This is a genomic window from Paenibacillus pasadenensis (assembly GCF_023715725.1).
GTDB lineage: Bacteria > Bacillota > Bacilli > Paenibacillales > Paenibacillaceae > Paenibacillus_O > Paenibacillus_O pasadenensis_A.
In genome coordinates, this window is sequence record NZ_JAMBOT010000069.1 from 1 (window position 1) to 404 (window position 404).

1 protein-coding gene is annotated in these 404 nt (G+C 63.9%); it reads left to right on the forward strand.

Translation table 11 applies throughout. From position 1 onward, the window contains the following. Nucleotides 1-404: LysR substrate-binding domain-containing protein (locus M3223_RS24010; protein ID WP_251566313.1), on the forward strand; the 404-nt coding region annotated here is incomplete at both ends.

Consider the following 404-nt stretch of genomic DNA (forward strand, 5'->3'; position numbering starts at 1 on the left):
CATCCCGATCTTGAGGAGATTAACTGGCTGCGGGACGAATATGTGGTCATCAGCCAGGCCAACCGGACGGCGCTGACCCTGGACGCCTACCTTGCGGCCCGTCATCTGGTGGTGACCCCGTGGAATGAGCGGCAGGGGGTGCTGGACTGTGAGCTGGAGCGACAGGGCTATTCGCGGCAGGTGGCGATGAAAACCCCCTCGATGCTGAGCGCGCCCTTTAGTATTGAGCAGAGCGACCTGTTGATGGCGCTGCCCCGGCGGGCGGCGGAGACGATGGCCCGCGCCGCCCGGCTGACCATTTTCCCGCTGCCGTTTCCGGTTCCGCCGTTTGACGTCAAGATTTACGCCCACCAACGCAGCGGGAAACGCGAGGCTACCCGCTGGCTTATCTCCCTGTTGCAGAC